The 21,305-nt window shown below is 71.2% G+C and carries 20 protein-coding genes; 10 read left to right on the forward strand and 10 right to left on the reverse strand.

Annotation, left to right across the window (positions count from 1 at the left end):
* Window positions 1-52 precede the first annotated feature (52 nt).
* A complete protein-coding gene (gene otsB / locus RR3_RS16420) occupies window positions 53-4,012 on the forward strand; it encodes a trehalose-phosphatase (RefSeq protein WP_010594537.1) in 3,960 nt (1,319 codons plus the stop codon).
* Between the two features lie 15 nt (window positions 4,013-4,027).
* Here the strand turns inward: otsB and RR3_RS16425 are convergent, their stop codons facing one another.
* The 6 genes from RR3_RS16425 to RR3_RS16450 all read right to left on the reverse strand — a co-directional run bounded on the left by RR3_RS16425 (window position 4,028) and on the right by RR3_RS16450 (window position 9,194).
* Window positions 4,028-4,429, reverse strand: a complete 402-nt coding sequence (locus RR3_RS16425; RefSeq protein ID WP_010594536.1) for a TIGR02611 family protein — start codon at window positions 4,427-4,429, stop codon at window positions 4,028-4,030.
* A gap of 204 nt (window positions 4,430-4,633) precedes the next feature.
* Entirely contained in the window at window positions 4,634-4,981 is a 348-nt protein-coding gene (locus RR3_RS16430; protein ID WP_172603504.1) for a hypothetical protein, read from the reverse strand.
* Window positions 4,982-5,086: 105 nt separating this feature from the next.
* Complete coding sequence (locus RR3_RS16435; protein ID WP_064066300.1) at window positions 5,087-6,160, reverse strand: patatin-like phospholipase family protein; 1,074 nt, start codon at window positions 6,158-6,160, stop codon at window positions 5,087-5,089.
* Window positions 6,161-6,258: 98 nt separating this feature from the next.
* A complete protein-coding gene (locus tag RR3_RS16440) occupies window positions 6,259-7,296 on the reverse strand; it encodes a DUF5914 domain-containing protein (protein ID WP_064066299.1) in 1,038 nt (345 codons plus the stop codon).
* The gene (locus RR3_RS16445) at window positions 7,293-8,858 is read right to left on the reverse strand and encodes an FAD-dependent oxidoreductase (protein ID WP_064066298.1); all 1,566 of its coding nucleotides are present in this window, start codon (window positions 8,856-8,858) and stop codon (window positions 7,293-7,295) included. Before RR3_RS16445 ends, RR3_RS16440 begins: the two co-directional genes overlap by 4 nt.
* A gap of 99 nt (window positions 8,859-8,957) precedes the next feature.
* Window positions 8,958-9,194: a hypothetical protein gene (locus RR3_RS16450; RefSeq protein ID WP_010594530.1), complete on the reverse strand. Its 237-nt coding sequence runs from the start codon at window positions 9,192-9,194 to the stop codon at window positions 8,958-8,960.
* A gap of 304 nt (window positions 9,195-9,498) precedes the next feature.
* Here RR3_RS16450 and RR3_RS16455 point away from each other — a divergent pair, with 304 nt between their 5' ends.
* The 5 genes from RR3_RS16455 to RR3_RS16475 all read left to right on the forward strand — a co-directional run bounded on the left by RR3_RS16455 (window position 9,499) and on the right by RR3_RS16475 (window position 13,914).
* On the forward strand, window positions 9,499-10,932 hold the full coding sequence (locus RR3_RS16455; RefSeq protein ID WP_064066297.1) for a glycoside hydrolase family 140 protein: 1,434 nt from the start codon (window positions 9,499-9,501) through the stop codon (window positions 10,930-10,932).
* A 233-nt stretch (window positions 10,933-11,165) separates the two neighbouring features.
* Window positions 11,166-12,068 (forward strand): ATP synthase subunit B family protein, encoded by a 903-nt coding sequence (locus tag RR3_RS16460; protein WP_064066296.1) that lies wholly within the window; start codon window positions 11,166-11,168, stop codon window positions 12,066-12,068.
* Window positions 12,065-12,484: a phage holin family protein gene (locus RR3_RS16465; protein WP_010594527.1), complete on the forward strand. Its 420-nt coding sequence runs from the start codon at window positions 12,065-12,067 to the stop codon at window positions 12,482-12,484. The genes RR3_RS16460 and RR3_RS16465 overlap by 4 nt, the downstream gene beginning before the upstream one ends.
* The gene (locus RR3_RS16470) at window positions 12,481-13,077 is read left to right on the forward strand and encodes a DUF3618 domain-containing protein (RefSeq protein WP_040273802.1); all 597 of its coding nucleotides are present in this window, start codon (window positions 12,481-12,483) and stop codon (window positions 13,075-13,077) included. Before RR3_RS16465 ends, RR3_RS16470 begins: the two co-directional genes overlap by 4 nt.
* A 561-nt stretch (window positions 13,078-13,638) precedes the next feature.
* Entirely contained in the window at window positions 13,639-13,914 is a 276-nt protein-coding gene (locus RR3_RS16475) for a hypothetical protein (RefSeq protein WP_010594524.1), read from the forward strand.
* 203 nt (window positions 13,915-14,117) lie between these two features.
* Here RR3_RS16475 and RR3_RS16480 read toward each other — a convergent pair whose 3' ends face one another.
* Window positions 14,118-15,059 carry an ADP-ribosylglycohydrolase family protein gene (locus RR3_RS16480; protein WP_064066295.1) on the reverse strand — a complete coding sequence of 314 codons (942 nt, stop codon included), beginning with the start codon at window positions 15,057-15,059 and terminating at the stop codon, window positions 14,118-14,120.
* Between the two features lie 136 nt (window positions 15,060-15,195).
* Between RR3_RS16480 and RR3_RS16485 the strand changes: the two genes are divergently transcribed.
* Together RR3_RS16485 and RR3_RS16490 are read left to right on the forward strand one after the other, a co-directional pair.
* The gene (locus tag RR3_RS16485; RefSeq protein WP_064066294.1) at window positions 15,196-15,942 is read left to right on the forward strand and encodes a flavodoxin family protein; all 747 of its coding nucleotides are present in this window, start codon (window positions 15,196-15,198) and stop codon (window positions 15,940-15,942) included.
* Window positions 15,939-16,445, forward strand: coding sequence for a COG4315 family predicted lipoprotein (locus RR3_RS16490; RefSeq protein ID WP_064066293.1), 507 nt, complete (start codon window positions 15,939-15,941; stop codon window positions 16,443-16,445). The genes RR3_RS16485 and RR3_RS16490 overlap by 4 nt, the downstream gene beginning before the upstream one ends.
* A 59-nt stretch (window positions 16,446-16,504) precedes the next feature.
* Here RR3_RS16490 and ligD read toward each other — a convergent pair whose 3' ends face one another.
* Window positions 16,505-17,482 (reverse strand): non-homologous end-joining DNA ligase, encoded by a 978-nt coding sequence (ligD, locus tag RR3_RS16495; RefSeq protein WP_064066292.1) that lies wholly within the window; start codon window positions 17,480-17,482, stop codon window positions 16,505-16,507.
* Between the two features lie 71 nt (window positions 17,483-17,553).
* Window positions 17,554-18,606 carry a DMT family transporter gene (locus tag RR3_RS16500; protein ID WP_234420159.1) on the reverse strand — a complete coding sequence of 351 codons (1,053 nt, stop codon included), beginning with the start codon at window positions 18,604-18,606 and terminating at the stop codon, window positions 17,554-17,556.
* A gap of 73 nt (window positions 18,607-18,679) precedes the next feature.
* Here RR3_RS16500 and RR3_RS16505 point away from each other — a divergent pair, with 73 nt between their 5' ends.
* Entirely contained in the window at window positions 18,680-19,582 is a 903-nt protein-coding gene (locus RR3_RS16505) for a LysR family transcriptional regulator (RefSeq protein WP_010594518.1), read from the forward strand.
* Window positions 19,583-19,648: 66 nt separating this feature from the next.
* On the opposite strand, the gene RR3_RS16510 is transcribed toward RR3_RS16505, so the two are convergent.
* Entirely contained in the window at window positions 19,649-20,284 is a 636-nt protein-coding gene (locus tag RR3_RS16510) for a TetR/AcrR family transcriptional regulator (RefSeq protein ID WP_064066290.1), read from the reverse strand.
* A gap of 46 nt (window positions 20,285-20,330) precedes the next feature.
* On the opposite strand from RR3_RS16510, the gene zapE reads away from it, so the two are divergent.
* Complete coding sequence (gene zapE, locus RR3_RS16515) at window positions 20,331-21,299, forward strand: cell division protein ZapE (RefSeq protein ID WP_064066289.1); 969 nt, start codon at window positions 20,331-20,333, stop codon at window positions 21,297-21,299.
* Window positions 21,300-21,305 lie beyond the last annotated feature (6 nt).

Below are 21,305 nucleotides of genomic sequence, written 5' to 3' on the forward strand. Positions count from 1 at the left end.
GAGCCAGGACAGGGAAGCAGGCCGACATGGACGAATCGACCGGGAGAGAGCGATGAGCGGGCCGGTGATCGACCCTCGCCGTCACGACGCGGTGATCTTCGACCTCGACGGAGTGGTCACCGACACCGCAGCGGTCCACGCCGCGGCATGGGCGGAGCTGTTCGACCGGTATCTCTCCCAGCGCCCCGACCACGACGGTGAGAACCACCGCGAGTTCACCGACGAGGACTACCGCAAGTTCGTCGACGGCAAGCCGCGTGTCGACGGCGTCGCGGACTTCCTGGCCTCGCGCGGGATCACGTTGCCGTGGGGGAATCCCGACGACGGCCCGGACATGGAGACCGTGTGCGGTCTCGGTGCCCGCAAGGACGAGATGTTCCGGGAGCGCATCCATCGCGACGGGGTCCCGGTGTTCGAGTCGAGCGTCGAGCTCGTGCGCCGGGTGCAGAAGGCCGGACTCGACACCGCGGTCGTCACCTCGAGCCGCAACTGCACGCTCGTGCTCGAATCCGCCGGGCTCGCGGATCTGTTCGGCGTCCGAGTCGACGGCGTGGTCTCCGACGAACTCGGGCTGCCCGGCAAGCCCGACCCCGCAGCCATGCTCGAGGCCGCCCACCGGCTCGGGGTCCGCCCGGCCCGGTCCGTCGTCGTCGAGGACGCGGAGGCGGGCGTCGCCGCGGGCCGACGCGGTGGATTCGGGCTCGTCGTCGGCGTGGACCGCGTCCACCATCGCGAGGAACTGCAGCGCCGCGGCGCCGACGTGGTGGTCGAGGACCTCGCCGAGCTGGCGGTGCGCACCGGCGACCGCCGGATGTCCCAGATTCCGGACGGCCTGGCCTCGTTCCAGCAGCTGACCGCACTGCTCGGCAAACGCCGGCCCGCGGTCTTTCTCGACTTCGACGGCACGCTCTCCGAGATCGTGAACGATCCCGCAGCCGCCACGCTTCTCGACGGCGCGTCGGCGGTGCTGTCCACGCTGGCGAGCGAGTGCACCGTCGCCGTCGTCTCCGGGCGGGACCTCGCCGATGTGCAGACCCGCGTCGGTCTCCCGGGACTGTGGTACGTCGGAAGCCACGGCTTCGAGCTGGTCGGCCCCGACGGGCAGCACCGGCAGAACGACGCGGCCCTGGCCGCCGTGCCCTGCCTCGAGCGGGCCGCCGCCGCCCTGCAGGAACGGCTCGACGACGTGCCGGGCGTCGTGATCGAGCACAAGCGGTTCACCGTGGCCGTGCACTACCGCAACGTCCCCCCGGACCGCGCCGACGGACTCGTCGCCGATGTGCGCGAGATCGCCGCCGCCGAGGACCACCTCCGGGTCACGACCGGTCGCAAGGTCGTCGAGCTCCGCCCCGATGTCGACTGGGACAAGGGCCGCGCCCTCGAATGGGTGCTCGAGCACGTGCGCGACGAGGACGACCCGATGCCGGTCTACATCGGGGACGACATCTCCGACGAGGACGCGTTCGACGCGCTTGCCGGCACCGGGCTCGGAATCGTGGTGTGCCACAACGAGGACGGTGACCGCCGGTCGGCAGCGCAGTTCTCGTTGGACGGTCCCGAGCAGGTCCGCCGACTGCTGCAGCAGCTCGCCGAACTGTGGGGCGGGAACCAGGAGGTCGGTCCGCGCCACGACGCCTGGACGCTGTACTTCGAGGGTTACGATCCGCCGGCCGAGAAACTGCGCGAGGCCGTGTGCACCGTCGGCAACGGGTACTTCGCCACCCGTGGCTGCGCCCCCGAATCCCACGCCGGCACCGTGCACTACCCCGGCACGTACGCCGCCGGGATCTTCAACCGCCTGACGGACGAGGTGGCGGGTCGCACCATCGACAACGAGAGCATGGTGAACCTGCCGAACTGGCTGCCGGTCACCTTCCGCATCGACGGCGGTGAGTGGTTCGACATCGACGCCGTCGACGTGCGGGAGTACTGCCAGTACCTCGATCTGCGCCGGGCCGTGCTCACCCGGCGGTTGCGTTTCCGCGACGCTGCGGGCCGCAGCACGACGGTCGTGCAGCGACGGTTCGTCGCGATGCACCAGCCGCACGTGTGCGGCCTCGAGACGACGATCGTCCCGGAGGACTGGACGGGGCGGCTCGAGATCCGGTCGGAAGTCGACGGCTCGGTCCGCAACACGCTCGTCGAACGCTACCGGCACCTCGACGGCAACCATCTGCGGCTGCTGCACACCGCCCGGCTGTCCGAGGACTCGGTGTGTATGACGGTCCTGACCAACCAGTCCCGGATTCCCGTCGCCGTGGCTGCCCGCAGCACGCTGTGGCGCGACGGCGAACGCGTCCCCGCCGAGTACACCCTGCTCGATTCGGGAGGACGGGTCGGACACATCATCGCGCTCGACGTGGCGGCCCACCAGCCCGTGACCCTGGAGAAGATGGCGACCCTGTTCACCGGGCGTGACCTGGCGGTGTCCGAGCCGTCGGAGGAAGCGGCCCGCTGGCTGGCCCGCACGGGACGCTTCGAGGAAACGCTCGAAGGACATGTTCTCGCCTGGGTGCACCTGTGGGACCGGGTGGACATCTACCTCGGGGGCGACGGCGAAGGTCTGCGCATCGTGCGGTTGCACCTGCTGCAGATGCTGCAGACGCTGTCGCCGAACACCGCGGAGCTCGACGTCGGCGTTCCGGCGCGGGGGCTGCACGGGGAGGCGTACCGCGGGCACATCTTCTGGGACGAGCTGTTCGTGCTGCCGGTGCTGAACCTGCGGTTGCCGGGACTGACCCGCTCCCTTCTGCGCTATCGGTACCGCCGGCTGGACGAGGCGCGCCGCGCGGCGCGGGAGGCCGGTCACACCGGCGCGATGTTCCCGTGGCAGTCCGGCAGCGACGGCCGTGAGGAGAGCCAGCAGGTTCACCTCAATCCGAAGTCGGGACGGTGGAATCCCGACGCGAGCTGGCGCCAGCATCACATCGGGGTCGCGGTCGCGCACAACGTGTGGCAGTACTACCAGGTGACCGGGGACCTCGGGTTCCTCGCGGATTACGGTGCCGAGATGCTGGTGGAGATCGCCCGGTTCTTCGCCGACATCGCCACCTACGACCACGCCCGCGACCGGTACGTCATCCGGGGCGTCATCGGCCCCGACGAGTTCCATTCCGGTTATCCGGACGCGCCGTTCGACGGTATCGACAACAACGCCTACACCAACGTCATGGCGGTCTGGGTGATCCTGCGCGCCCTCGACGCGCTGGAGATCATCCCGCTGCGGATGCGCACCGAACTGGTCGACACCCTCGGTCTGACCGCGCGCGAGACCGCGCGCTGGGAGGATGTCAGCCGGCGTATGTTCGTGCCCTTCCACGATCAGGTCATCAGCCAGTTCGAAGGCTACGGGGACCTCGCCGAACTCGACTGGGAGGGATACCGGCGCCGGCACGGCGACGTCCAGCGCCTGGACCGGCTTCTCGAGGCCGAGGGCGACGACGTCAACCGCTACCGCGCGTCGAAGCAGGCCGACGTGCTCATGCTGTTCTACCTGCTGTCGGCGGACGAACTGCGGGAGTTGTTCGAGAGGCTCGGCTACGAGCTGACTGGTGAGACCATCCCGCGGACGATCGACTACTACATGGCACGGACGTCGCACGGGTCGACGCTGAGCGCGGTCGTCCACTCGTGGGTACTGGCCCGGGCACACCGCGGTCAGGCGATGGAATTCTTCGACCGCGTGCTGGCGTCCGACATCGCCGACATCCAGGGCGGCACCACGTCGGAGGGGATCCATCTCGCGGCCATGGCCGGCAGCGTCGACCTGCTGCAGCGTTGCTTCTCCGGTCTCGAAGCCCGCGGTGACCGCCTGGTCTTCGGCCCGCAGTGGCCGGAGGAACTCGGTGTGCTCGCCTTCCCGATCTTCTACCGGGGACACCACCTGCAGGTGCGGATCTCCGGCCGTCAGGTCGAGGTCAGTGCGGGCGCGGGCATCCAGCGGCCGATCGAGATCGAGTGCCGGGGCCGGGTCGAACGCCTGCATCCGGGCGACACGGTGCGGATGCTGTGACGATCCGGGAGAAGCTCAGAGCGGGCTTTCGAGCCACGAGTAGTCGACCCCGACCCAGCCGCCGGCCAGACTGAGGGTGCCGAGCAGCCACAGGGTCATGACCACGATCGCGCCGGTCGTGAGCGCTCCCGCACCCCGTACCACCAGCGACTGTTGTCCGAACCAGTGCATGAAGCGGTCGTAGCGGCCCCGCGCGAAGTGCAGCAGACGGTGCGCCCAAGCGAACTCCGAGGCCAGGATCCCCAGGCCGGCGAAGACGATGAGCCAGCCCGGGCCGGGATAGGGGATGGCCACGATGCCGGCCAGGAACACCAGTGTTCCGAAGGTCCCGACGGTGATGCGGTACGTCAGGTTCAGGGAGGGACGCCGCTCGATGCGCCGCCGCCAGCGGAGCCATCGCTGCTTCAGCCGGCGCAACGGGGATACCGGGGTCCGGGCCTCGGCCCGGCCGGGCGAAACCGCGTGCCCACTCCGTCCTTCACTCACGATCTACCGAGCCTGCTTCTCGTCATACCAGGTTGCCGTGCACGGCAGGGTCGACCTTCAGTCTACCGGTGACCGGCGGTCACGGCGGGGCCCGGGAACGCGGACCTGCACGTCGCGGGCCGGTCCGCCGGCCGGTCAGGCTGCCGCGACGTCCGTCGGAACGGGACCGGCGGCGGTGAGCCGGTCCAGGTAGGCGGTGAAGACGGCGCCGAGTGCCACCGCGGTGTCGATCGTGTCGAGCCCGTGTATCGCCCCGACGAAGCACTCGTAGACGAGGGCGGCCGCCTGCGACGGGAACAACCCGCCCTCGTCGGCGGTCAGCGCCCGCGCCGCGTCGTCCACGCTGCTCGCCACCGTGCGGGCCACCGATCCGTGCAGCGGCACGTCGGCCGCCGCAGCGACCAGGGCGTCCGCGAGCGCGGAGGAGGGGAACGCCACCGCGGTCGGCGCGATCACCCGACGGAACATCGTTACGTTCACCATGTCGAACCTCCCGTGGAATCTCCCGAGCCGTTCGGTCGAGTGGTACCCGTACGGGCACGCTGTACACAGTGCCGCAGGGGTCCGACAACTTCGGCTGCCGACGAGTCATGCCGTCAGGACACGGCGGGCGGCGGCGCGTCCGGCGCGCATGAACTCCGGCCAGTCCCGGGTGCCGAGGAACTGCCGGTAGAAACCGACGCCCCGCACCTTCGCGTACGGCACCGGCTCGATCATCGAGACGCGCGAGGCCGCGCGCAGCCGCGCCAGGTTCTCCCGTGCCAGCTCGACCTGCTGGGACGTGCGGACCTGAGCGGCGATGTAGAGGATGCTCGCGCGGCGTTCAGCCCAGCCGGTGGCGTCCTCGCCTTCGAAGCCGGGCGGGTAGAAGCCGTTCACGGCGAGGGTGACCTCGCACGGCTGCTCGAGGTCGAGCAGCGGGTGGACGGGGAAGATGTCGACGATCCCGCCGTCGCACCAGTGGAACCCACCGAGTGCGACGGGGGCGACGAACAGCGGCAGCGCGACCGCCATGTGCACGGCCCGGGCCACCGACAGGTCGGGATACGTTCGCGGCCCGAGGTACTCGAGGCGGTTCTGCTCGATGTTCCAGATCGGCGCGTAGGCGGGTACGGGCAGCGCGGCGAGCGTCATGTCGCCGAGCAGGCGCCGGTACGTGGCCTCGAGCGCGTCGCCACGCAGGATGCCGGCGAAGCCGCGGCCCACGGTCGGTGCGACGGTGAGCAGGCGTCGCCAGTCGACGTCGATGTAGTCCGCGGGGTCGAGTGCGAGGGTGAATGCTGCGACCTCGTCGGCGGGGACGCCCGCTGCGATCGGGAAGCCGAACAGCGCGGAACCGGAGCACAGCGAGACGACCGACGGCCGGATCCCGCCCTCCTCCAGTGCGCGGGCCACCCCGACCAGCGATGCGAGCGCTCCGCTGCCCCCGGTCGCGGCCAGCGCGATCCGATCGCCCTCCCGGACACGGACCCGGAAGGGCTCGAACGCGGGAAACGGATGCAGTTCCCGGTCCCGCGTGCCCGACGGCCGCTGCAGGGCCGCCCGCGCGACGTCGACGAGGAATCCGGTGTCGGTGCGCACGCCGTCGACCACGTCCCGCCCGCGGGCGAGAACGTCGAAGTACTGGCGCACCCGGAAGATGTCGAGGACGGTGTCGAGCATGTCTCGACTGTGCGCGCGGGCCGCGGCGCGGACCAGGGTCCTCGGACCCGAATCCGAGGCGACCTACGGTGCGGCGGCGGGACGGGGATGCGGCGCAGTCAGCGTCCGGGCACGGGGCCCGGTGAGGTCGCGGCACGGAGCTGATAGCGACGCTCGGCGTAGTCCAGGTCGTCGCGCCACAGCCGGGTGGCCGTGCGCTGCATGAGGGGGCGGAGGGCGGCGGCCGCGCGCCGGGTGGCCATGCCGAACCCCGGGCGGGGGGAGTCGACGACGACGGCCTCGACGATCGCCGTCCGGGGACGGCCGTCCGGGCCGGTGCCACGCGGGGTCGCGTGGGTCTCGACCACGCTCCCGACGCCTTCGCCCGAGACGATGCGCATGACGACGGTGCGCGGTTCGGGGCTGGTGAATTCCGCGCGGACCGGAACCCCGATCCGGCCGGCGACCCGGAAGGTGACGTCGACGACGAACCGGTCCTCGTCGCCCGGGCTGCCGTGGGTGGAGGGTGCCTCGACCACCTCGAGGCGGGCGAACGAGTACGGATGGAACCAGGCGCCGTGCCACGGGTCGAGGCGGTTGGCGACGATGTCGGTGGGTTCGCACACCCCGACGAGGGTGGCGACGGCTGCGATGCGGGAGTCGGCGGTCGGACGCTCGGGGACGACGGGCAGTTCCGTCGGTGTCTCCCCGCCGACGTGGTCGAGCCGGACCCATACGAGCACCCCGTCGTCGTGACTCGGGAAGGGTTTCCAGCCGTACGCGCCTGCGGCGTCGATGCGTAGACCGTGCCAACGGCAGACCAGCGCACCGCAGTCCACCGCTGCCAGCGACATCGGCGCGCCGAGGTGGGGGCACGCGCCGGGGCCGACGATCACCTGCTCGCCGTCGCGCCAGGCGACGAGTTCGACATCGGCGACGGTGACGCCGAAGGGACGCTCCGCACCGATGTCCCGGCTGGCGGCCACGACGTACCAGTTGCCGGAGGGGCGGCGCTGCGAGCGGTCGAGGACGGCGTTGATCAGCTCGGGGCGGGCACCCCGGTAGGTGGGCGCCTGTGCGGCCCAGTGGTCCGGATCCATGGGCTGGACGGGCCAGGTGGCGGGCCAGCGACGGTACAGCAGATCGAGCACGCTCATGCGGGGCGCCTTTCCAGGGCGGCGAGCCGGCGCAGGACCGTCGAGCGGCCCCGGGTGGGAACCGTGTACAGGTCGTGGCCGGCAATGCCCCATTGGGCGAGAAGGGCATTGGCGGCCTCCCACCCCGTGGTGGCCGCGCGTTCCATGAGGGCCACCGGCAGGTCGATGCGGATGCCGTCGCCGGCGAGCATCAGCCGCTCGTGCGGGGTGCGGACGGTGGGCCGGTGCGCGAAATCGCCCACCCCGAACAGGGGGCAGTCCTGGCGCCACAGCGTGCGTTCCTCGACGACGCGGGCGGCGGCGGTCTCGGGGTAGATCGCGTGCAGGCGCGCGAGCACCTGCGCCTGCACATCCTCGGGCGAACGCGATTCGCCGACTCCGTCGCCGGTGGCGGCGTACGCGTGCAGTTCCACGACCGAACCGCCCGTGCGAGCGGCCCAGCCGCGGGCCTCCTCCTCGTAGCGGTCGAGCACGCTGATGTTGTCGAGCGGGCGCAGGCCGCCGGTGCCGAGGAATGCCGGGCGGTCCGTGGCGACTGGGCTATCCAGCCAGAGCCGCTGCACCAGGAACGGGGGAGCGGACCGCAGGTGCTGCACCCGCGAGCGCCACCCGGAATCACCGAGATCGGGCGAGGCGTCGACGAGGGCGCGCAATCCGGCCACGTCGAGCGCGAGGACGAGGCCGTCGGCGTCGGTGCTGCCGCCGGTGTCGTCGTGGATGCGGAAGGTCCGGGTGCCGCCGGGTTCGATGCCGGTCACCGCGGTGGCGGTCCGGATGCGCGCGCCGTGGCCCTCGAGATACCGGCCGAGCGGTCCCCACAGGGCGGTGTCGAAGTTGCCGGTGGCGACGTCGAACAGCAGGCCCTCCGCGGAGCCGAGGAAGTAGATGTGGAACATCGTGGCCAGCTCGGCGGCCGACATCCCGGCCGGGGGCGCGAAGAAGCTGCGCGAGAACACCTCGAACGCGAGGTGATTGGCCGCCTCCGGAAAACGGATGCGCTGCAGGAAGGTCTGGGCGTCGACGTCGTCGAGCCGGTCGTAGATCTCCGGCACGGACACGGTCGCGAGCGGGGCCGCGGCCCGCACGTCGATGCGCACCAGATCCTGCAGCCGGAACGTGGGACTGCGCAGCGCGAACACCAGTGCGTTCCACGGTGGGGTGTTGGGAATTCCGCGAAAGGTGTCGCGCCGGCCCGCGCCGTCGACGAGCGGATAGTCGTCGACCGCCGTCAGCCGCTGCAGATCGGGGTCGGTCCGTCGCAACAACCGGCGCAGGTTGTAGTACTGCCGGAAGAAGGCGTGGAACCCGCGGTTCATGGCGAGCCCGGTGCCGTCGTCGAGACGTTCACGCCAGCCGCCGACCCGCCCGCCCAGGTACGCCTCGCGTTCGAGCACCTCGACTTCCACGCCGCGCTCGGCGAGCGCGGTGGCGGCGGTCAGTCCTGCGATGCCGGCGCCGACGACCACCACGCGGGGCCGCTGCGGCAGATGCCCGGTGTCGGGCGCACCCCTGGAGGCGGGGTGGTGGGCGATCCGCGGGTCGCTGCCGACGGCACCGTTCATGTAACTGCCTCCTGCGGCGCCGGTGGGACCGGCCGTCGTGGTCGAACAGTGGCGAGCCCGAGCCTACCGCGGTGATGTCCGCCGCGACGGCCGACGAGCTCAGCCGCGCAGGCGTGCCGCGTGGGACGCGACAGCTTCGAGATGCTTGTCCGCTGTGCTCAGATCCAGATGGGCGTCGCTGAGGCTGTCGATGACCTCCCGCAGGTTGGCCTCGCCGGTGTCGTCGTCCGCCGCCGGCTCCACCATGTCGAACGCATCGGCGAGGGAGCGCACCCGCCGGTCCAGGGCCCGCAGATCCGTGCGCAGTTCGGCGACCTGCCGGAGGAGATCGTTCAACGTGCTCCCTCTCCGTGTGTGTGCGGCCGGTGATCGTCCGGGCGCGAACATGCCGCCGCACGCTCACGGTAAGCCGGACCGGGTGGCGTTCGAGGCGGAACGGGCGCTCGGCTCACGGCACGGGGACCGCTCAGGACCGATCGGGCCGGTGTCCGGCACGGAAGGCTCAGGTCGGCCGGGTCGCGACGGCATAGACTCGGCTGAGCGCATCCGGAGCCGAATCCGTACGGCCCCGGTGCCGGTGGAACGGCTGAAGTCTCGTCGGACGCGCACTCCGTCGAGCGCGCAGCCGGGTGGGAGAACCGTGAACAGACACTCCGCCCTGTCTCTTCTGGTCCTGCTCTGCGTCGCCGGTTGCACGGACCGCGGCGGGCCGCGGGTTCCTTCGTCGCCGCCGGCGACCGTCCCGGCGGCCGCCGCGTGCGACGTCGCCGAGAGCGCCGGCCATCGCTACGTCTCCTCCGTCGGTCGCAACGGCCGCTACTTCGAGGATCAGCACGGTGACCCGATTCTGATCCGCGGGGACTCGCCGTGGTCCGGCATGGCGGACTGGTCGCCCGAGCAGGCCGAGCTGTACTTCGCGAATCGAGCAGCGCACGGGTTCGACGCGGCCCTCGTCTCCGTGATCGCCGACCCCGACAACGGCGGGCCGAACGAGAACGGAGCCACCTTCGACGGCATCGAACCGTTCGTCGGCGGCGACATCACCGCATGGAACGAGCCGTACTGGGAGCGCGTCGACGAGTACGCCCGAATCGCGTGCCGGTACGGAAACACGTTGTTCCTGTATCCGATCGACGGGTGGAACCTCTCGGGCGTGTTCGCATCGGCCACTCCCGAACAGGCTGCGGTCTACGGCCGGATGATCGCCCAGCGATACGCCCGGTTCCCGAACATCGTCTGGCTGACCGGCGGTGACTATTCGCCCGACACGGACGACGCTGCCGCCGGGGCCGAATCGGACCGGGTACTGCGCGCCGTGCTCGACGGGATCAGGGCGGCCGGCTCGGACAGGCCGTTCTCGATACAGCTCGGCCCCCAGAAATCGCTCTCCACGGACAACCCGTTCTGGGAGCCACTGGTGGACTGGAACTTCGTCTACACCTACCTGCCGACCTACAAGGCCGTGCTGGACGGGTACGAGCGACCGGCAGGCGTCCGGGATCCGCGTCCTGCCGTGTTCGCGGAGGGCAACTACGAGGGCGAGAACAACCAGCCCGAGACTGCGCCGACGACCGACGAGACGCTTCGCCGCCAAGCGCTGTGGGCGTTGACATCCGGCTCCCCGGGGGAGTTCCGCGGCTCCGACGACTGGGAGTTCCGGGACGGCTGGGAAGCGCGTCTCGATACCCCCGCCGTCACGCAACTCCGAGCCCTCCGTGACCTGTGGGCGTCGTGGGCGTGGTGGCAGTTGGTGCCGGACGTCGACGACCCGTTCGTCCTCGACGGGCGCGGGACCCGCGCGACGGACGACGAGACGGTGGACGTCCTGGACAACGACTACGTCACCGCCGCACGTACGCCGGACGGCGCCCTCGCCGTCGTCTATGTGCCGACGGAGCGGACGATCCGGCTCGCGCTCTCCCTGATCCCGCAGGGAGCGAGCTACGCCTGGATCGATCCCGCCGATGCCGCAGCGCCCGCGTTGCCGGCGCAGGTGGGCCGGGACGGAAACGTGTCCACGCCGGGAACGAACGTCGGTGGCGCGGAGGATTGGCTGCTGGTGGTCACCGGCTGATGCGAGCGCCGGTGCGGATACTTCCGGCAGGCTGCCGGAACTGCCCGAACCGTCGGTAATGCCGGATATGCGGCACGTTTGCCTCTCCCGGACCCGGGTAAGCGGGGGGCGTACGGCTGGTGGAGATCGACGACCATCGGCGACCGCCGGTGACACGGCGGGACGGCCCGGCACAGGCAGGACCGTGCAGAAGTGCCGGCCGTATTCCCGATCCCCTCGGAAGGACAACACTGATGACGTACAGCGGATACCCGGACCCGGGCGGACGGAGCACCGACCCGCTCACCGAGCAACCCTTCACCTCCCCGGACGGTCCGATACCGGAGCCCCGGCACCGTCTCGACGAGTATCGGACGGCACGCGGCGAACCGGACGATGCGTCGTCGGCGCAGGTCGCGCAGGAACAGGCCGGCCGGGTCGCCGGGCGAGCCGCGGACGCAGGCCGGGAGGTGGCCGGAACGGCCGGCGATCAGGCTGCCCGCGTGAAGAACGAAGCGACTGCGCAGGCCCAGGACGTGCTGCGGCGCACCCGGGACGAACTGACCGACCAGGCCGCTCGACAGCAGAAGAAGGTCGCCGAGGGGTTGCGCACGCTCGGAGCGCAGTTCGGTTCGATGGCGCGCGACTCGGAGCAGCCCGGCATGGCCGGTGACCTCGTCCGCCAGGCGGCCGACCGAGCCGACACCGTCGCCTCCTGGCTCGAACAGCGGGAGCCGGGTGGAGTCCTGCACGAGGTCAGCGGTTTCGCCCGGCGTCGGCCGGGGGCCTTCATCGCCCTCGCTGCGGGAGCGGGATTCGTCCTCGGCCGGCTCGGTCGCGGACTGAAGGACGCGGACTCCGGATCAGGTTCCGCGACAACACATTCCTCCGACCCGACTTCTCCCGCGCCCCATTCGCCGGCGGCACAGTCCCCAGGGGTCGCGCACCCCGGGTTCACCGCCGCCGATCCCGGCGCCGGCGGGCCCGCCGGATACGCGTACCCGGCGCAGGGACCCGGCACGTCGGCGCCCGGAACGTATCCTGCGGGACCCGCGACGGGGGCTCCGATGCCCGGCGGCTACTCGGCGCCGGGGACGGGCACCCCGCCGCCCGGCGGATATGCACCGCCGCATCCCGGTGGGGAGGTGCGGCCGTGACTCTTCCTCCCGCAGAACACAATCGAGCCGGCGACCAGCGCTCGCTGGGCGAGTTGCTCGCCGATGTCAGCGGTGACCTGTCCACCCTGATGCGCCAGGAACTGGCACTGGCGAAGGCCGAGGCCACCCAGACCGCGACCCGTGCCCGCAAGGGCGCCGGCATGCTGGCCGGCGCCGCGGTGGCGGCGCACTTCGTGCTGCTGTTCCTGTCCATCGCCGCATGGTGGGCGCTGGGCAATGCGATCGGCCGCGGCTGGTCGGCCCTCGTCGTGACCGTCGTGTGGGCGGTCGTCGCGACGCTGCTGGCCGTGCTGGGACGCTCGGAGCTGGCTCGCGCCAAAGGACTTCCCCGCACCACCGAAACCCTTTCCCAGGTGCCCGGAGCACTTGCCCCTCATCCCCAGGAGAAGCGATGACGAACACCGACGACCCGGATCGGATCCGCGCCGAAATAGACCGTACGCGACGCAGTCTCAGCGCCGACGTCGACACGCTCGCCGATCGGGCGCGGCCCTCGACGATCGCCCGGCGCAAGGTCGGCGGGATCGGCGGCTCGCTGTCCCGGATGCGGGACAGGGTCATGGGCACGGCGCAAGACGCGACGTCGCAGTTGTCGGACACCGGCCGTTCGGCCGTGTCGTCGGCGACCGACGCGGCACGCGGCGTGCCCGCCACCGCGCAGCAGCAGGCGCAGGGCAATCCCTTGGCGGTCGGGCTGATCGCGTTCGGCGCCGGCCTCGTGGCGGCCGCGCTGGTGCCCGCCAGCCGGTCCGAGCAGCAGGCCGCCGTCGCGCTGAAGGAGACCGCGGAGCCGGCATTGCAGGAAGCTACCGACGCTGCCAAGGACACCGCTCAGCGGCTCGCGCAGCCCGCGCAGGAGGCGGCGCACGCGGTCGCCGACACGGCTCGGGATGCCGCGACGACCGTCGCCGAGGAAGGTGCCGGCGCCGCGCGCACGGTGCAGGGCGACGCACGCGACGCCGCACACACCGTCCGCGACCGGCGCTGAGCTGAGCCCGAAACGTCCCGCCCTCGGCCGGAGGGCGGGACGTTCGCCATGCAGGCCGGCGCGTCGTCGTCGCGGAAGAAGTCGTCGCGGAAGAACACGATCCGGATCGCCGTGCCGAGTCCTCGGCGCTCCCCGAGGCCGGCCCCGCGACGTCAGATCATGACGGCGGCGACGGCCACGGCCACCAGAACGGATACCGCGATCGCGAGTCCGAGCAGCACCGAACCGGTGACGGCGACCGTCATGGCTGCCGCTACCGCGCAGGCGACGCCCGCCGTGCCGGACGTGTGCCGCAGACGCGAGTGGGACTCGTCGGCCTCGTCGTTATCGGTCGGTAACCTGTGCCGACCCTCGAAGGTATGGATCACGATGTACCCCCTGCCGTACCGCAATGTGATCGCTCTCACATTATGCACTGATTTGTATCGCATCACAAAACGATGTCGCCAGTCGAACGCGTATCGCGTTCGTTGCGGCGCCTCCCGGGTTCGTGCACCCGGGGTGTGGATTCCGTCCGAGCGGGGTATCGGATACGGAGTCGGCAGGAAAGGAGACGGGCGTATGGAGTCGGAACGGCAGGGCAACGACGAACCGCTGGTTGCACATCCCACGATGGCTTTCGTGCTGGACGGCATACTGATTCTGGCCGTGGCGGTGGTGGGGCTGTGGATGTTCGGTTCGCTGCTGTGGGCAGTACTCGGTGGGATCTTCTGCGCGGCCACACACCTGGTGTGCCGGGCGACCGGGCATTGCGGTGCGCCCTCGGCGGCCGTCGCGCAGGCGGAATCGCAGCAGTCGATCCCGGTGACGAGCGCGGAGGTCGCACAGGCGGCCTGACGTTCGATACCCGTCTCGACGCGCACCCCGGCAACTGCTCCGACGGTTCCGCACCGGCAGCCCAGCTCGAGTTCCACGCTCTCCCGTGAAGACGCCACACCCGTTCCCGTCGACCGTCATGGACGACACCGGCACGAACGCCGCGGCGCCTTCGCCTCCCGGCCGGCGGCGCCGCACCGAGACCGCGTCCTGTGACCGGCGGTCTACCGGCCGGCGGCTCGCGCCGCGGCAAGACCGGTCGCGAATCCGGTGACGACGGCCGCGTCCGGCAGCAGCACCGCGGACGACCAGGGGATCTGCGTGAGCGCTGCCTCCGCGGACGGGAATCCGGCACCGAGCAGACCGCCTGCGAGGGCGGCGACCGTGTCGGTGTCCCCGCCGAGCGCGACGGCGGCGCGCATGGCGTCGATCGGCGACCGCGCCGTGACGATGCAGTGCAGCACGGCGGCGACGGTGTCGTACGGTTCGAGCGAAACGCCCGACGGGGCGGCGCTCCAGCGGTCCGTCGCGACCGCGGCGAGGAGGTCCCCCAGACGACGGCCACCACCGAATTCCCCGGTCGCGATGCGCGCCTCGTCGCGGGCCACCTCGAGCAACCGCTGCGCGTCCGCGCCTTCCAGCGACCACGAGGCGCACGCCGAGATCACCGCTGCCGCGCACTGCGCGTCCGGTGACGGATGCGTCACCCGGGACAGACCCAGGCTGAGTGCGCGCCGGCGATCCGGTTCGTCGACCGGAACCGCCCAACCGGCCGGAAGAGCCCGCATCGCAGCGCCGTTCGTGTCGCCACCGGTCTCGGGACGCCGGCCCGATTCGCGGAAGGCCCGGATCGCGGCCAGTGTGGAGGGCCCCAGGCCCGGGACGGTCTCGGCGCGCTCGCTGAGCAGGCGCAGGAACCTCGAGCCCGGGTCCTCGTTCGCGGCCGTCGTCAGCACCTCGGCCACGAGGAGGGTGAGCGCCGTGTCGTCGGACGTCGCGCCCCGGGGCCGGCCCGGCCGGACGGGCAGGGTTGCCGCCGTCCCGAGATCGATGTCCGCGGCGGCCGCGCCCTCCCAGGGGACGCCGAACGCGTCTCCGCAGGCGTACGTGGTCAGTGCGGCCGCGATCCGGTCGCGGTAGGAGGCTGCGTCGAGTTCGTCCGTCACCGGTGCCGGTCCCTTCCCTGGGCCAGATGTTCCGCACGTTACCGGAGGTCGCCGGCAGCAGGACGGACGCGGAACCGCTTCCGTGGGCAGTCGTCGCGGTCTATCGTGGGCGTGCGGATCTCGTGTGGGAGGACCCATGACCGAACCGGCTTTCGAGGGGTTGCAGGGCACGGACGGATCGCGCCGGTTCGAGGGGCTGCGCGCCATGTTCGTCAACTGCACACTCAAACGGTCGCCCGAGACCAGCAATACGCAGGGGCTGATCGATCGCAGTGTGGCGCTGATGGAACGGGAAGGCGTCAGGGTGGACCAGATCCGGGCCGTCGACCACGACATCGCGACGGGCTTGTACCCCGACATGACGGAGCACGGGTGGCCGAGCGACGAATGGCCGCAGTTGTTCGAGCGCATCCTCGCCGCGCACATCCTCGTCGTCGCCGGCCCCATCTGGCTGGGTGACAACTCGTCGGTCACCAAGAAGGTCGTCGAACGTCTCTACGGCTGTTCGTCGCTGCTCAACGAGCACGGCCAGTACGCGTACTACGGTCGCGCCGGCGGTTGCCTGATCACCGGCAACGAGGACGGCGTCAAGCACTGCGCGATGAACATCCTCTACAGCCTGCAGCACCTCGGATACGTGATCCCGCCGCAGGCCGACGCCGGCTGGATCGGGGAGGCCGGTCCGGGCCCGTCGTACCTCGATCCGGGGTCGGGCGGTCCGGAGAACGACTTCACCAACCGCAACACCGCCTTCATGACCTACAACCTCATGCACACCGCCGCGCTGCTCGTGCGGGCCGGTGGTTTTCCAGTCGGGGGCAATCAACGCTCCCTGTGGGATGCCGGTTGCCATCCCTCGTTCGAGAATCCCGAGCACCGGTGACTGCGCGACTCGGCGGGCGTGCCCCTGCCGCCGCGCGGTGCGCGATCCTCCCGCTCGCGATGCTCGTCGCCACCGCCTGTGCGGCGACGGACGACAGCACCGACGATGCCGCCCCGGCGTCGGGCCCCGCGGTGACCGCGGCCGGAGAGTCGACGGTGGTCACCACGGCGAACGGTCCCCTCGGTGAGATGCTCTTCGACCGGACGGACCAGGCGATCTACATCTTCGACCGGGAGGTGGGCACGGTTCCCGACTGCTACGGGGACTGCGCTGTGGCGTGGCCGCCGGTCCTCACCGTCGGCGCCCCCGTCGCGGCCGGCGACGCAGACCAGGCACTGTTGGGGACCACGGCGCGCTCCGACGGGACCACCCAGGTCACGTACGCCGGGCATCCGCTGTACTTCTATGCCGACGAGGAACCCGGGCAGGTGCTGTGCCACCGGGTCGAGGAGTTCGGCGGGCTGTGGCTGGCGGTCGACGAGGCCGGCGTGCCACTCCCGTGACCCGAGGTCACCACCGGCCGCCGTGACGGTGGACGACGCGTCCGGGAGATCCCGCGGCGCTACGGCAGCGGCGGAACCAGGATCTCGTCCGGCTCCTTGTCCGGTCGCAACCCCTTCCAGCTGGGGTGCCGGAGACTGTCGCCCGTGAACTCCCGGTACTCGACGTCGCCGACCAGTACGGGTTCGGCCCACCGGGCGGCCCGGACGACGGGGGCCGGCGGCGTGACGTCGAACGGATAGGTGGGCCGCTCGAGTTCGTCGAGCCGCTCCCACAGGGCTCGTCGCCCCACGGTGGTGAAGCCCGTGCCGAGGTTGCCGATGTGGACGAGACGACCGTCGTCGTCGTGGGCGCCGAGGACCAGGGACCCGAAGGTGGCGCGGTGCGGACCGGTGCCCGGCAACCACCCGGCGACGATGGCCTCGGTGTTCCTGCGCAGCGCCGTCTTGATCCATGCCGGGGACCGGCGTCCCGGCTGATAGGTCGAGTCGGTCCGCTTGCAGACGATGCCTTCGAGACCGTGATCGCGGGCGAGGTCGAGCAGGATCTTCGTGTCCGTGCCGATCCAGTGCGGTGGGGTGCGGACCAGAGGACCGGACATCGACAGGTCGACCAGCCGGCGACGGCGTTCGAGGTACGGCAGCCCGGTCGTCGGTGCGCCGTCGAGCGCGAGCAGGTCGAACGCGTAGAACTCCACGGGTGTGGTCCTGATCAGCGCGGCCGTCGGTTTCGCCACGTGGATGCGGCTCTGCAGCCGGGGGAACGACGGCGCCCCGGTCCGCGGGTCGGGCGCGACGATTTCCCCGTCGACGACCATCGGACGGCCGCGAGCCAGCGCCGACAGCGCGATCGTCAGTTCCGGGTAGATCCCGGAGACGTCCCTGCCGTTGCGGCTGTGGAGCCGGCACCGCTCGCCGTCGCACATCGCCACCGTGCGTGCGCCGTCCCACTTCATCTCCACCGCCCATCCGGTGCCGATCGGCGGGCGGCCGGCGGTGGCGAGCATCGGCGCCGGGACGGAGGCGCGGGCTGGGGGCATGGTAGGGATTATCCGGTGCGGCAGCGCGACGTGCAGCCCTCGAGTGCAGAATTGCGCTGGGCCACAGAGAATTACACCGATGTACTCTGCTGTGCGCCGCGGCGTGCCCCCAGGTCGGCGGGTGGGCACACGGCGCGGGGGCGGGTGGATAACGAGATGGGATCGATCTGTGCGGGTGGCGCCTGCCGGCCGTGCCGCTCGGGGGTCGCCGGTGCGCGGCTGACGAACCAGACGGCAGCGACCACGACCGCGCATCCGATCGACTGGACGAGAGTGGGGCGCTCGTGCACGAGGGCGATCGCCACCCCCATCGCCAGCACGGGCTGAGCGAGCAACAGCGTCGCGCCGACCTCGGACGGGAGCCGGGGGAGGCCGATTCCGATCAGGACCCAGCCGAGCACCTGGCCGGTCAGCGCCAGCATCGCCAGCCATCCGAGGGCGGGCCAACCGGGGGTGAGGTCGACCGGGCCCCACAGCGAGCCGACGGAAGTGCCGACGACGCCGGCGACGAGAGTCGACACGAACACCTGCGAGGAGGCTCTTCGTTCCGAACCCGCCCGACCGGCGACGAAGAGGTAGGTGCCGTACGCGAGGCCTGCGGCCAGTGCCAGCAGTGTTCCCCACATCGACCGATCGGTCTCGCCGCCGCCGAACAGGGCTCCACCGGCGAGCGCGACACCGGCGAACAGGAAGGGGACCGCCAGGACGAAGCGCACCGGGACCCGTTCGCGGAAGACCAGCCACGCCAGCAGCGGGACGACGACGACCTGGACGTTGACGACGACCGTGGCGATTCCGGCACCGATCATCTCGATCGATCGTGCCCACAGCGCGAAGTCGATGCCCAGCATCGCGCCGCCGAGCGCCTGGGTGGCGAGCACGCGGCGCGAAATGCCTCCGTGTCGCCGAATCTCGTGCAGGGCAAGAAGGCCCAGTACGGGAAGAGCGAATGCGCACCGGAAGAGGGTCGATGTCGCCGGCGACACCCCGGAGAGCTTGATCAGGCCGGCCGTCAGCGACGTCGCCGCGGCACCTGCCAGCACCGTCACCCGCGGATCCACGGGGGTGACGGTGAAGCGGGGGCGGGCGACGAGCACAGGTGGCAGGCGCGGTCCGGAGGTCATGCTCGAATTCTCGAGGGGCCGACCCGTGAGCACAAGTAAATATTCGTGCCGATGAATCGGTAGAGTTACTACCGTGTTGAGCGTCGAGCGCCTCCGGGCCCTGTGTGCGGTCGCCGAGTACGGTTCGATCAGTGCGGCGGCGCAGGCCCTGCATGTGACCCCGTCGGGGGTATCGCAGCAGTTGCACAAGTTCGAGCGCGAGGTCGGTGTGGCGCTGCTGGTGCCGTCCGGTCGCGGAGTGCAGCTCACCGATGCGGGCCGCCTGCTGGCGCGCCGTGGGCGAGAGGTGATATCCCTTCTGGCGCAAGCAGAATCGGAGGTCGTGTCTCTCGAGCGCGACGTGGTCGGAGACCTGCGGATCGGGTCGTTCGCGTCGGCGAGCCGGGTCGTCGCTCCGGCGGCGATCGCCGCCCTGCAGCGCCGCCACGCCGGACTCCGGATCGGTTTCGTCGTCGGTGAGACCGAGGAACTCGTCCCTGCGGTTGTTCGGCGTGAGTTGGATCTGGCCGTCGTCGACAGCTGGGTCACGATGCCGTTCCAGCTCCCCGAAGCGGCGGTATGCACGCTCGTGCACCGTGATTCCGCCGACGTTGCGCTTCCGATCGATCATCCTCTGGCGCACCGGGACTACGTCGATCTCGACGAGATCGCGCAGATGCCGTGGACGACCTGGACGAAGGGTGCCGTCTTCCACACCTGGCTGGTCCAGACGCTGCGCAAGCGGGGCGTCGAGCCCCGGGTCCGTTACGAGGTGCCGGAGTTCGCTGCCCAGCTCGAGTTCGTCGCGCACGGCCTCGCCGCCGCACTGGTGCCGCGCCTGGCTCGGGTGTGGGTGCCGGAGACGATCGCGATCGTGCCGGTACGGCCGACGTTGGAGCGGGAGATCTACGCCCTCCGGCGCCGGGACAACGACCGGCCCGCGGTGCGCGCCGGTATCGCGGCGCTCAGCGAGTCGTTTGCCGGGATCGGTACCTGAGTGTGCCAGTGGACCGCCTCCGCGATCCCGGTGCATCCACCTCCGGTTCTCGCCTGCCGCAATCGATTACGTGCGCGTGCATCCGCAGGTGCCGACGTCCCGCTCGGGGCGCAGGCCCCGGAGGAACACCGCGATCGGCCGGGCCAGTAGCGCGACGCTCTCCTCCGTGCCGGCGGTGACACCGTCCAGCGACCGGGCGCCGAGCAGCCGGTCCGCGGTCAGTCCCTCGGCCAGGCTCACGAGATCGGCGGCTGCGGCGTCGGCGTCCTCGGCTTCGCAGGCGAGCGCGAGGCCGCGCGCGGCCTCGCGGGAGAACAGAGAGGTCGCCAGGGCGGCGCGCTGTTCGGCGGCGATGGTCGGATCGGTGGCCAGGGCGTACCGCACGAGCAGATCCCGGCGGCGGTGGCTCAGGTTGTGGTCGAGCACCGTCGCGACCGCTCGCGCGGCGGCGTCGACGTCGATCGGGGCCGGTGGCCGGGTGAGGCCGGAGTGTGCGAACTCGGCACGGGAGCGTTCGGTGAGACGGCGCACGGCCGCATCGATCAGACCGCTGCGGGTGCGGAAGTAGTACGAGCACGAACCGTCGGGAAGGTCGAGGGCGCGGTCCACCGCCCGGTGGGTCAGGGCGCGCAGTCCGTCACGGGCGATCAGGTCGAGGGTGGTCTCGGCGATCAGGGCGCGGCGATCGGGACTGCGGGCCATGCCCGGAACTCTACACATGTAGAGTCCCCGGCACGTGCAGAGGAGGATGACGGTGGACGATCCGCACCAGCGCGCCGGCGCGGAGGCGCTGCATCGGCTCGGTGGCGATCTCGCTGCCCGGCGGGCCTCCCCGTCGGGCGTCTACCTGTGGGGGCCGGTCGGCCGGGGCAAGACGTGGCTGATGGACCGGTTTCTCGAGACGGTGCCCGTGTCCGCGCGACGGCACCACTTCCACGGCTTCTTCACCGCCCTGCATGCGCATGCGCATCGACTCGGCTCGATCGACGACGCCGTCGATGCCGCGGTCGGCGACGCCCGCGTGCTGTGCTTCGACGAGTTCCACGTCCACGACATCGGCGACGGCATGCTCGTCGCGCGTGCCGTGCGCACCCTCCTCGGACGGGGCGTCGCGCTCGTCGCCACCTCCAACTATCCGCCGTCGGGGTTGCTGCCCAACCCCCTGTTCCACCACCTGTTCGAACCCACCATCGTCCTGCTCGAACGCCGGATGGAGGTGGTCGAGGTCGGGGGGCCGATCGACCGTCGCCGCACGGCCGCGCCCGCACCGGACGGCGGGTTCGGGTCGGGCGAGTTCCTCTCGCCCGGCGTCCTCGACCTGCCGGAACCGGGGGAGCGGCGAACGCTGCGGCCGTCGGGCCGGGCTCTGCCTGCGCTCGCCGTGCGCGGCGGCGTCGTCTGGTTCGACTTCGCCGACCTGTGCTGCGCGCCCACCGCGCCCGCCGACTACCTCGCAGTCCTTCGCGACCACCCCGAGTGGATCGTCACCGGCGTCCCGCCGCTGCGCGAGGTCGACCCGGACGCCCTGCGCCGATTCGGCAACGTCGTCGATGTGCTGTGCGACGCCGGCGCCCGGCTCACGGTGTGCGCCACCGTCGCGCGCGCCGACTTCGCGACGTCCGTCCCCGCCGAACCCGACGTCGACCGGCTGCTCAGCCGCCTCGCCCTGCTCCGCGAACCCGCCCGAGCCTGGATTCAGGACAGCCAAACCTTATAGACTGCC

Source organism: Rhodococcus ruber NBRC 15591 (genome assembly GCF_001894945.1).
Lineage (GTDB): Bacteria > Actinomycetota > Actinomycetes > Mycobacteriales > Mycobacteriaceae > Rhodococcus > Rhodococcus ruber.